At 73.6% G+C, this 10,814-nt stretch carries 12 protein-coding genes; 5 read left to right on the forward strand and 7 right to left on the reverse strand.

Annotation, left to right across the window (positions count from 1 at the left end; genetic code table 11):
• Window positions 1-892: MFS transporter (locus AAHZ94_RS19265; protein ID WP_349994208.1), on the reverse strand; the 892-nt coding region annotated here is incomplete at its 3' end.
• A gap of 313 nt (window positions 893-1,205) precedes the next feature.
• Between AAHZ94_RS19265 and AAHZ94_RS19270 the strand changes: the two genes are divergently transcribed.
• Window positions 1,206-1,913, forward strand: a complete 708-nt coding sequence (locus AAHZ94_RS19270; RefSeq protein WP_349994209.1) for a FadR/GntR family transcriptional regulator — start codon at window positions 1,206-1,208, stop codon at window positions 1,911-1,913.
• 45 nt (window positions 1,914-1,958) lie between these two features.
• Here the strand turns inward: AAHZ94_RS19270 and AAHZ94_RS19275 are convergent, their stop codons facing one another.
• The 3 genes from AAHZ94_RS19275 to fabG form a co-directional block, all read right to left on the reverse strand.
• On the reverse strand, window positions 1,959-2,270 hold the full coding sequence (locus AAHZ94_RS19275) for a hypothetical protein (protein ID WP_349994210.1): 312 nt from the start codon (window positions 2,268-2,270) through the stop codon (window positions 1,959-1,961).
• 158 nt (window positions 2,271-2,428) lie between these two features.
• Window positions 2,429-3,202, reverse strand: a complete 774-nt coding sequence (gene fabI, locus AAHZ94_RS19280; protein WP_349994211.1) for an enoyl-ACP reductase FabI — start codon at window positions 3,200-3,202, stop codon at window positions 2,429-2,431.
• Between the two features lie 5 nt (window positions 3,203-3,207).
• The gene (gene fabG, locus AAHZ94_RS19285; RefSeq protein WP_349994212.1) at window positions 3,208-3,912 is read right to left on the reverse strand and encodes a 3-oxoacyl-[acyl-carrier-protein] reductase; all 705 of its coding nucleotides are present in this window, start codon (window positions 3,910-3,912) and stop codon (window positions 3,208-3,210) included.
• Window positions 3,913-4,271: 359 nt separating this feature from the next.
• Between fabG and AAHZ94_RS19290 the strand changes: the two genes are divergently transcribed.
• From AAHZ94_RS19290 to AAHZ94_RS19300, 3 genes are all read left to right on the forward strand, one after another.
• Window positions 4,272-5,795 carry a TldD/PmbA family protein gene (locus AAHZ94_RS19290; RefSeq protein ID WP_349994213.1) on the forward strand — a complete coding sequence of 508 codons (1,524 nt, stop codon included), beginning with the start codon at window positions 4,272-4,274 and terminating at the stop codon, window positions 5,793-5,795.
• The gene (locus AAHZ94_RS19295) at window positions 5,792-7,465 is read left to right on the forward strand and encodes a hypothetical protein (protein WP_349994214.1); all 1,674 of its coding nucleotides are present in this window, start codon (window positions 5,792-5,794) and stop codon (window positions 7,463-7,465) included. The genes AAHZ94_RS19290 and AAHZ94_RS19295 overlap by 4 nt, the downstream gene beginning before the upstream one ends.
• 160 nt (window positions 7,466-7,625) lie before the next feature.
• A complete protein-coding gene (locus AAHZ94_RS19300; RefSeq protein ID WP_349994215.1) occupies window positions 7,626-8,018 on the forward strand; it encodes a DUF5955 family protein in 393 nt (130 codons plus the stop codon).
• Window positions 8,019-8,113: 95 nt separating this feature from the next.
• Here AAHZ94_RS19300 and AAHZ94_RS19305 read toward each other — a convergent pair whose 3' ends face one another.
• The 3 genes from AAHZ94_RS19305 to AAHZ94_RS19315 form a co-directional block, all read right to left on the reverse strand.
• Window positions 8,114-8,905 carry an IclR family transcriptional regulator gene (locus AAHZ94_RS19305; protein ID WP_349994216.1) on the reverse strand — a complete coding sequence of 264 codons (792 nt, stop codon included), beginning with the start codon at window positions 8,903-8,905 and terminating at the stop codon, window positions 8,114-8,116.
• A 316-nt stretch (window positions 8,906-9,221) separates the two neighbouring features.
• Window positions 9,222-9,485 (reverse strand): DUF6126 family protein, encoded by a 264-nt coding sequence (locus AAHZ94_RS19310; protein ID WP_349994217.1) that lies wholly within the window; start codon window positions 9,483-9,485, stop codon window positions 9,222-9,224.
• A complete protein-coding gene (locus AAHZ94_RS19315; protein WP_349994218.1) occupies window positions 9,482-10,114 on the reverse strand; it encodes a helix-turn-helix domain-containing protein in 633 nt (210 codons plus the stop codon). Before AAHZ94_RS19315 ends, AAHZ94_RS19310 begins: the two co-directional genes overlap by 4 nt.
• Window positions 10,115-10,273: 159 nt before the next feature.
• On the opposite strand from AAHZ94_RS19315, the gene AAHZ94_RS19320 reads away from it, so the two are divergent.
• Entirely contained in the window at window positions 10,274-10,702 is a 429-nt protein-coding gene (locus tag AAHZ94_RS19320; RefSeq protein WP_349994219.1) for a guanyl-specific ribonuclease, read from the forward strand.
• Window positions 10,703-10,814: the final 112 nt, after the last annotated feature.

Consider the following 10,814-nt stretch of genomic DNA (forward strand, 5'->3'; position numbering starts at 1 on the left):
CGGAGAGAGCCGCTTCCGAGCCTCCCTGGCCGTGGCCCCCCCCCCCCGGGCGGGCCCCGCCCCCCCGCCCCCCGGGGGGCCCCCCCCCCCCCCCCCGGGGGGTCGGGGGGCGGCGGGCTACCCCCCCCCGGGGACGCAGGGCCGCCACGGCGAGCGCGCCCCACACCACGAGGCCGGCCCGCCAACTGCCGCCCAGGGCGTCGGTGACCGGGACGGTGCTCGCCGCGGCGACCGAGGTGCCGACGGCCAGTGCCATGGTGTAGAGGCCGGTCATCGGGCCCACCCGGTCCGGGAAGCGCCGCTTGACGATCACCGGCAGCAGGATGTTGCTCACCGCTATGCCGGCCAGGGCGAGCGCGCTGGCCAGCAGGAAGCCCACGGTGCCGCCGGCGAAGGGCCGGACCAGGACGCCGAGGCCGATGGCGACCAGACCCGCGCAGACCACGGTCTCCTGGCCCCAGCGCCGGGCCAGTCGGGGCGCGGTCAGCCCGAAGGCCGCGAAGCACAGGGCCGGCATCGAGGTGAGCGCGCCGGCGACGGTGCCGCTCATCCCGAGTCCGTCCCGCACCTCTTCGAGCAGCGCGCCGAGGCTGGTGATGGCGGGCCTGAGGTTGAGCGCGGCGAGGACGAGACCGGCGACGAGCAGATGGCGCTGCCACGGCCGCCCGGGCGCGGCCGACCCGCCCGCAGCCGGTGCGCCGACGGCGCCCGCCGCATCGACGGCATCCGCATCCGCTGCGCCTGCTGCGGGCGCCGTACCCGCGGCTGCCGGGGCGTCCTGGACGTCCACGGCCGTGGAGGTGCCGGCGGCGGGGGGTCGTCCGGCCGCCGGCCGGGGCCCGCCGCGCCGGACGGGTGGGCGGCCGTCCCGCGCAAGGTCGTCGTCTGTCATGGAAGCCATCATAGAATCATGGGATGAATATCTGTCCAGTCGATAAGCGGGCCGCACGGGCCCGCCGATCGGCCCCACCCGTGCAGCCGCCCGCACCGGCCCGACAGACGGTTGTGACGCCGAACCCGCGGGCGGTCGCGGCGCCAGGCCCACGAACGGGAACGGCTGCGGAGCCGCGCCCCGAGCCCACCCGGTCCGGCCCCGCAGGCCCGGGCTCCACGCACCCCGCCCCCACCCACGCCCCACACCCCGGCCTCCGCGCGGCATCATGGGGGCTTCGCCAGCCCACCAGCCGCCCCCGCCCAGGAGAGCCATGCCGCTGACCTCGCCCCGGCGTTCCGCGCTCGCCGATCAGGTGATCGCCCAGCTCCGTGCCCAGATCACCAGCGGCGAATGGCCGGTCGGCTCGCGCATCCCGACCGAACCCGAGCTCGTCGAGCAACTCGGCGTGGCCCGTAACACCGTCCGCGAGGCGGTCCGCGCCCTCGCGCACAACGGTCTGCTCGACATCCGGCAGGGCTCGGGCACCTACGTGGTCGCCACCAGCGAGTTGGCCGGCGTGATGAACCGCAGGTTCGCCGACGCCGACCCGCTGCACATCGCCGAGTTGCGCAGCGCGTTGGAGGCGGAGGCGGCCAGGCTGGCCGCGCGGCGGCGCACCGACCACGACATGCACCAGCTCACCGCCCTGTTGGAGCGGCGCGAGCTGGCCTGGGAGTCGGGTGACGCGGAGAGCTTCGTGGCGGCGGACGGTTCGCTCCACAGGGCCGTGGTCGCCGCGTCCCACAACGACGTGCTGACCCAGTTGTACGCGGACCTCGGCATGGTGCTGATCTCGTTCCTCCGGGCCGACGTCGGGGAACGGCTGCGCCCCGAGTCGTACGTGGACCACGCCCGGCTGGTGGCGGCCATCCGCGACCGGGACGAGGTGCGGGCCGCCGCCGAGGCGAGCGCGCATCCCTACAGTTGCCACGTATCCGAGGACGGGCGACACGTCGTACGGGAGGGCAGCGGGGGCTGACGGCGGCGGCGCGGCGCTGCCGGCCCGGGCCGCGGCCGGGGCGGCTCAGGCGTGGGTGACCCAGACGCCCCGGATCTCCATCCAGCAGCGGTCGGCGAGGGTCACGGCACGGGCCGGGCCCACTTCGACGGGGCGGCCGTCCACGTCCGGGTCCCACCAGCGGGCGCACTCCACGTGCAGTTGGACGCGGTCCGCGTCGGCGTCCGGGTTGAAGCAGACGGCGGTGGCCAGGCTGCCGCGTACCGAGGTCCGGCACTCCGCCTCGGTCGGCGCGGCGTCGGCCGGCGGGACCAGTAGGGCGCACAGGCCGGCCGTGGCGAGTGCGACGGCGGCCGTCCGGCGGCGGGACACGCTCACGCCGACACCTCCGGGCCAGGCGGCCGGGGGTTGCTCCCCCGGCTCTCCCACAGTGTCGCCGGGTCAGCGCCGGTGCACGACTTGAGATGCCGGACGCCCGCTCCGCCAGGAGGGCGAAGCGGGCGTCGGGCGCGAGCGGGTGGGTGGCCCGTCGAGGGTCAGGCACCCATCATGTGCACGCCACCGTCGACGTGGACGACCTCGCCGGTGGTCTTCGGGAAGAAGTCGGACAGCAGCCCGACCACGCCGCGGCCGGCGGGCTCCGGGTCGGAGAGGTCCCAGCCGATCGGGGCCCGGTGGTTCCAGACGTCGGCCAGTTCCTCGAAGCCCGGGATGGACTTGGCGGCCATCGACTTGATCGGGCCGGCCGAGATCATGTTGCAGCGGATGTTCTTGGCACCCAGGTCACGGGCGAGGTAGCGGCCGGTGGACTCCAGCGCGGCCTTCGCCACGCCCATCCAGTCGTACTTCGGCCAGGCGATCGAGCCGTCGAAGGTGATGCCGACGATGGAGCCGCCGCGCTCCTCCATCAGCGGCAGGCAGGCCGTGGTCAGCGACTTCAGCGAGTACGACGAGACGTGCAGCGCCGTCGAGACGTCGTCCCAGCTCGCCTCCAGGAAGTTGAACGCGCCCTGGGGGCCGAAGGCGATCGAGTGCACGATGCCGTCCAGGCCGGTGTCGTCGCTGGAGTGCTCGCGGATCTTGTCCGCGAGGGTGTCCAGGTGCTCCTGGTTCTGCACGTCGAGCTCGATGACCGGCGCGGGCTTGGGCAGCCGCTTGGCGATCCGCTGCACCAGCGTGATCCGGCCGAAGCCGGTCAGGATGACCTCCGCGCCCTCCTCCTGCGCCACCTTGGCGGCGTGGAAGGCGATCGAGTGGTCGGTGAGGACGCCGGTGACCAGGATGCGCTTGCCTGCGAGGATTCCACTCATGTCGTTCAGTGACCCATGCCCAATCCGCCGTCGACGGGAATGACGGCTCCAGTGATGTACGCGGCCTCGTCGGAGGCCAGGAAGCGGACCGAGGCAGCGATCTCCTCAACCTGGGCGTAGCGGCCCAGGGGTACCTGCTTCACGATGCCCTCCCGCTGCTCGTCGCTGAGCGCCCGGGTCATGTCCGTGTCGACGAAGCCGGGGGCGACGACGTTCACGGTGATGTTGCGCGACCCGAGTTCGCGGGCGAGGGAGCGGGCGAAGCCCACCAGACCGGCCTTGGAGGCGGCGTAGTTCGCCTGCCCCGCGGAGCCGAGGAGACCCACCACGGAGGAGATCAGCACGATACGGCCCTTGCGGGCGCGCAGCATGGCGCGGTTGGCGCGCTTGACGACGCGGAAGGTGCCGGTGAGGTTGGTCTCAAGGACCGTGCTGAAGTCCTCCTCCGACATGCGCATCAGCAGTTGGTCACGGGTCACGCCGGCGTTGGCGATCAGCACCTCGACCGGGCCCTGCTTCTCCTCGATCTCCTTGTACGCCTGCTCGACCTGCTCCGGCTCAGTGATGTCGCACTTGACGGCGAGGAACCCGGCCGGGGGCTCGCCGGAGCGGTAGGTGATGGCGACCTTGTCCCCCGCGTCGGCGAACGCGCGAGCGATGGCGAGGCCGATGCCCCGGTTTCCTCCGGTGACGAGAACCGAGCGGCTCAAGGGTTCACCCTTTCGATCAGCGGTCTGGATACCCCAAAAACTATCGGTCCTGAGGCCACAACGGGGAAGCCGCCTCCCACAGGGGCGTACGGCGCGCACTGTGGGGTCCCTACAGAAGTCGGTACGGGCGGCCTCCGGCCCGTCGCGAGCAGGGCCGACCACGCTCCGTGACGGTGGGGCCACGCGGCCCGGCAGGGGGCGCACCGCGGGCGGGCACCGCGCCGCGGCAGGGGCGCCGGACCGCTCCGGATGCCGCTCCGGGCGCCCGGTCGGGCGCTGCGCCAAAACCGTGCCGGCCCGGCGAGGCCGCGTGATTCACTGCGATCACGAATCGAGTTCATGGAGAAGGTGAGGCGCCCGTGGCGCACGAGATTGATGAGACCTTCCTCGCCCTGCCGTTGCGCGCACTGGCCGATGCGGCGCGCGCCCGGGCCTGGGCGCTCGGCGCCGCGCACGCGGACTTCCGCTTCGAGCGGGTGCGCAGCGCGTCGTGGCGGTTGCGCGACGCCAAGCTGGCCGGCTCCTCCGACAGCACGGAGCTCGGGTACGCGGTGCGGGTGGTGCACGGCGGGGCCTGGGGCTTCGCCTCCGGCGTGGACCTGACGATGGACGCGGCGGCCCGGGTGGCCGGCCAAGCGGTGGCGATGGCCAAGCTGTCCGCGCAGGTCAGCAAGGCGGCCGGGGCCAGCGACGCGGTGGAGCTCGCGGCCGAGCCGGTGCATGCGGACCAGACCTGGGTCTCCGCGTACGAGATCGACCCGTTCGCGGTGCCGGACGCGGACAAGACCGGGCTGCTGGCGCAGTGGAGCGAGCGGCTGCTGGCCGCCGACGGCGTGGCGCACGCGGACGCCTCGCTGCTGACGGTGCACGAGAACAAGTTCTACGCGGACACCGCGGGCACCGTGACCACCCAGCAGCGGGTGCGGCTGCACCCGACGCTGACGGCGGTGGCGGTGGACCCGGCGACGGGCGAGTTCGACTCGATGCGCACGCTGGCGCCGCCGGTCGGCCGCGGCTGGGAGTACCTGACGGGCACCGGCTGGGACTGGGACGCGGAGCTCGCCGGCATCCCCGACCTGCTGGCCGAGAAGATGCGCGCGCCCGCGGTCGAAGCCGGCGCGTACGACCTGGTCGTCGACCCGTCCAACCTGTGGCTGACCATTCACGAGTCGATCGGCCACGCCACCGAGCTCGACCGCGCGCTGGGGTACGAGGCGGCGTACGCGGGCACCTCGTTCGCCACCTTCGACCAACTGGGCACGCTGGCGTACGGCTCGCCGATCATGAACGTGACCGGGGACCGCACCGCCGAGCACGGGCTCGCCACCATCGGTTTCGACGACGAGGGGGTGGCCGCGCAGTCCTGGGACCTGGTCAAGGGCGGCACCCTGGTGGGCTACCAGCTCGACCGTCGGATCGCCGCGCTGACCGGCTTCGAGCGCTCCAACGGCTGCGCGTACGCCGACTCCCCCGGCCACGTACCGGTGCAGCGGATGGCGAACGTCTCGCTCCAGCCGGCGCCGGACGGGCCCTCCACCGACGAGCTGATCGGGGACGTGGAGCGCGGCATCTACGTGGTGGGCGACCGGTCCTGGTCGATCGACATGCAGCGGTACAACTTCCAGTTCACCGGACAGCGCTTCTTCAAGATCGAGAACGGCCGGCTGGCCGGTCAGCTCCGCGACGTGGCCTACCAGGCGACCACCACCGACTTCTGGGGCTCGATGAGCGCGGTCGGCGGCCCGCAGACGTACGTCCTCGGCGGGGCGTTCAACTGCGGCAAGGCCCAGCCGGGCCAGGTCGCCGCCGTCTCGCACGGCTGCCCCTCCGCGCTGTTCCGCAATGTGAACATCCTGAACACCACGCAGGAGGCCGGGCGATGAGCGCCACTCCCCACAGCAGCACCCCGCACGAGATCGTCGAACGCACCCTTGAGCTCTCCCGCGCCGACGGCTGCGTGGTGATCGCGGACGAGCACTCAAGCGCCAACCTGCGCTGGGCCCGCAACGCGCTGACCACCAACGGCGTCACCCGCGGCCGTACGCTCACGGTGATCGCCACGGTCGACGGCGCCCAGGGCACCGCGACCGGTGTGGTGACGCGGTCCGCGGTGACCGCCGACGACCTGGAGCCGCTGGTGCGCGCCGCGGAGGCGGCGGCCCGCGAGGCCGGCCCGGCCGAGGACGCGGGGCCGCTGGTCAGTGGCGGTGCGCCGGCGGCGGACTTCACCGCGGCGCCCGCCGCGCCCACCACACCCCCGGCGCCCGCCCAGGCACCCGCGCCGGCCTACCCGGCCCAGCCGCCGGCGGCCCACGCGACCCCGCCCGCGACACCCGCACCACCGGCCACGGCACCACCGGCCATCACCCCGGCCCAGGCCACTCCGCACCCCGCCGCCGCACCGGCCCAGGCCACTCCGCAACCGACCGCCCCGCCGCACGCCGCCGCCCCGCCCCCGAGCACCCCGGCCGGCACGCCCGCGAGCACCCCGGCACTCACGCCGCCCCCTGCCCCGCAGCCCCACCCGACCCCCCAACCGACCTCACAGCCACAGCACCTCCACCAGCCCCCTGCGCCACAGCAGTCGGCCCCCCACGCAACGCCCGCCCCGCACCCCGCGGCCCCCGCCCCGCACGCGCCGGCCGCCGCGCACCCCTACGGCTATCCGCACCAGCCGGCCGGTGCCCAGCAGGCGTACGGCTACCCGCAGGCGCCCGCCGCCGGGCAGCACCCGGCCGGCTTCGGCCCGGCCGGTTACGCCACGGCCGGCCCCGGGCAGCAGGCCACCGGGGCCGGCGGTTTCGGCGCTCAGTCGCCGGGCGCCCCGAGCGCCGCGGCGGGCGGCGGTGACGGCACGCCGCCGCGCAAGCGCGGTCGGGGCAAGCTGGTGGCGCTCGGCGCTGCGGGGTTGCTGGTGTTCGCCGCCGCGGGCGGGGCCACCACGTACGTCCTGCTCAAGGACGACGACAAGAAGACGGACCAGGCGGACCAGGCGGGCCCGGCGGAGCAGGGCGACGGCAAGAAGAAGTCCGCCGGGACGCCCGGCCAGCCCAAGGACACGGCCAGCGGGCCGCCGACCAGCACGCCGGACGGGACGTCCGACGGCTCCGACAGCGCGAGCCCGACGGCGCCGACCGTGATCCCGGACCCGAAGCCGGTGCAGTACAACGGCATCAACCTGCCCGACGACTACCACCTGTTCTTCGCCGCCGACCCCATCAAGCCGGACGACGGCGACACCAAGAACGACGTCGTCTACACCAACAGCCTCGGCGACCGCTCGCTCAGCACCCAGTCGAACGGCAGCAAGCTGGTGCTGCTCAACAATGCGCAAGAGGGCTCGCTCGACACCTGCCGCACCGAGACCCGGTTCGCCACCACGATCAACTTCGACCGCATCCCCAAGGGCGCCCGCATCTGCGTCCGTACCGGCTCCGGGCACATCGGGCTGGTCACCTTCAACGGCTTCGCGCCCGAGTCCGACCCGAGCGACTACATCAAGATCGACCTCACGGTGTGGCGCAATGCGCTTGAGGTCGAAGACCAGTCCTAATCCACCCGTCTCCGCCGGCCGTTTTAGCCGGCTTTGGCGACCGGTTTTCGCCCTGCGTATAGCGCGCTGTGCGGAGCGTGGCGTTAACTGAGCCGCGTCTTCCGTGTGTACGTGGGGCGCGGAAGGCCGCGGGCGGACACAGGAGATGGGGAGGCGGTCAGTGTTACCAAGCGATGAAGCGTGGTGCGGTCGGCCATCCGACGTCTTGGTGGTGGAGGGCGCGGCAGCGGTGGGACACCGGTGGCCCGTTGGTGTCGAAGCGGACCCGAAGGCGTTCGAGTTGGGACGTGCGGTGTCCAGGTTGCGGTGTGAACTGGCCGCGTATCCGGCTGAGTTGCCGGACCGGGCCGTAGCGGACGAACAGCTCACGGCGCTGGAGGCGATGGTCCGCGAGGGCCGCGCCGAGGTGCCGGTGCTGCGGCGTTCGCTGTTGCTGATAGCGAGTTCGCTGGGATCGGTGAGCGCACTGGGCGTCTCGGTGGCCGCGGTCAGGGCCGCCATCGACCAGTTCGGCGCGGTGCCGTACCAGCAGGAACGTCCGACGGATCGCTGAACCCGGGCGGGCCGTCCGTCCCCCTGACGGCCCGCCGCCGGACCCATCCGCGCGCCCGGCAGGCCCCCCGTGGCCCCCGGCAGACCCCGCAGCCCTCAGCGGGACCCGGCGGTGGCGAGGGCCTGCGACAGGTCGCGGGCCACCTCTTTCAGTAGCGGCACGATGGTGTCGGTGGCGGCCTCCGTCACCCGGCCTGCGGGGCCCGATACGGAGATGGCCGCGGCCGTCGGCGCGTCCGGCACCGGCACGGCCAGGCACCGCACGCCGATCTCCTGCTCGTTGTCGTCCACCGCGTACCCCGTGGTCCGTACGGTCTCCAGGGCCGCGAGGAAACCCTCGGGCGTGGTGAGCGTCAACTCGGTCGCGGCCGGCATCCCGGTCCGTGCGAGCAGGGCCCGGACCGCATCGTCCGACGCGTGCGCGAGCAGCGCCTTGCCCACGCCCGTCGCGTGGGGCAGCACCCGCCGGCCGACCTCGGTGAACATCCGCATCGAGTGCCGGGACGGCACCTGCGCCACGTAGACCACCTCGTCGCCGTCGAGCAGTGCCATGTTGGCCGTCTCGCCGGTCTCCTCCACCAGCCGCGTCAGATACGGCCGCGCCCAGGTCCCCAGCAGCCGGGACGCGCTCTCGCCGAGCCGGATCAGCCGCGGCCCGAGCGAGTAGCGCCGGTTGGGCTGCTGGCGCACGTAACCGGAGGCGACCAGGGTGCGCATCAGCCGGTGGATGGTGGGCAGCGGCAGCCCGCTGCTCGCGGACAACTCGCTGAGCCCGACCTCGCCCCCGGCGTCGGCCATCCGCTCCAGGAGGTCAAAGGCGCGTTCGAGGGATTGGACGCCGCCCGAGCTGGTGGAGGAGGCGGTCTTGGACCGGGCGGACGACGGCACGTCGACATCCTTTCGAGACGGCGGTGGACGGCCGGTGTACGGGGCGGGCCCGCCGACCGACCGGCCCTCGGCAGCCTACCCGCCCACGAAGTCCCGCACTGCGCCGTCCACATGCTGCGATCGCTGATAGCTGGGGATTTGTCCGTGGCATGATCCGCGCCGCGTTCGCCGCCGTGTTGCGGACCGCTTTACGGGCCGACAAGTGCGCCGTCGAAGGCTTGCAGTTGAGGTGGAGTGTGCTTCAACTGTCGTTTCTCGTAAGGGAGTTGATGGTCGATTCGGGCCGGTGTCGGCTCGGGGTCGGCCGGTCGGTGGGCTACTTGGCTCCGAGGTGGAAGAGGAGGAACAGGAAGGCCGCGAAGATGTGCACGCCCACCAGGTAGAACGAGACCCGGATGGTCAGGCCCCAGGGCGCGCGGTCCTCCTCGTTCATCGCCTTGCCGGCCGGGGCCTCGCCCTCGTCCGCGCCCGCGGCCGGGGCGGGGGCCGGGGCCGGGACGGGCGCGTGCGGCGCGGGCGGCTGGTCGGGGCGCGGGGCTCGGCCGCTGCGGAGGTCGGCGGGCGGCGTCTGCTCGGTCATGTGGGATCGGTCCTTCCGATGACGCGGTGGCCGCGGTCGCCCAGGCACAGCCCGGACGTGCCGCTCTGGAGCAGGGTGTGCAGGAACAGCAGCTCGGCGCCGCCCGGCGAGGCGGCGGCGATCCGGTGCGGGGTCATCGAGTCGAAGTGCGCGGCGTCGCCGGTGGCGAGCTCGTGCACCGCGTCGCCGAGCGCCAGCCGCAGCCGCCCGCTCAGCACGTACAGCCACTCCTCGCCCGGATGCACCCGCACCAGGTCGTCCTGGACGCCGGCGAGCGGTACGTGGACGCGCAGCGCCTGCATGGCGCGGCCGGAGCCGCCGCCGCGCCAGTACGTCCAGCCGCCGGCCGGGGACGCTTCCATGCGGTCGGCCCGCACGATCGGGTCCTGCTCGGCGGGTGCCTCGCCGAGCAGGTCGGATACCGTGGAGCCGTACATCCGTGCCAGTACCAGCAGCATCGGCAGCGAGGGCTGGCGGCGGCCGGTCTCCAGCCGTGAGAGGTGGGCGGGGGAGAGGCCGGCGCGCTGGGCGGCCGACTCCAGCGTGAGTCCGGAGCGTCGCCGCAGGTCGCGCAGGCGGGGCGCGACCGTGGGCAGCTCCGCTGCGGACTCCTCGGGCAGCGAGGTCATGTGTCCGGTATAGCCGGACCGTGCCCCGCAGGCAAAAGTTTTGCCTCTGGGGCAAATTCTGGATGGAGAGTGGAGCCGGGTCGGGTCCCGTGAACTCCTGGGAAACATCGGCGAGTTGTCGTTGACATGCCATGGTCTACGCGCGTCATGCTAGGTCCCATGAGGATTCCCCCACGCATCGCGCGCATTGGCGCCCTCGGCGCCCTCGCCACGTCTCTGCTCGTCGGCGGCCCGGCCGTGGCGGCCACGCCGACCGTTGACCACGCGGCCTCCACCGCGTCCGTGACCCTCTCCCGAGCGGCCGTCGGCAGCATCTGCTACAACGCGCTGCCCTCGCAGGCGCACGACACCCTCCGGCTGATCGACCGGGGTGGCCCGTTCCCCTACCCGCAGGACGGCACCGTCTTCCAGAACCGCGAGAACCTGCTGCCCAAGCAGTCGCGCGGCTACTACCACGAGTACACCGTGAAGACCCCCGGCTCCTCCGACCGCGGTGCGCGGCGCATCGTGACCGGCGAGCGCAGCCAGGAGGACTACTACACCTCCGACCACTACCGCTCGTTCAAGCTCGTCATGTACGGCTGCTGACGTTCCTCTCCCCGCGGGCGCCCCCCGGGCCGGCGGGGGGCCCCCCCCGCGGGGGGGGGGGGGCCCCCCCCCCCCCCCCCCCCCCCCCGGGGGGGGGGGGCGGCGGCGCGCC

Source organism: Streptomyces sp. HSW2009, assembly GCF_040240285.1.
Taxonomy (GTDB): Bacteria; Actinomycetota; Actinomycetes; order Streptomycetales; family Streptomycetaceae; genus Streptomyces.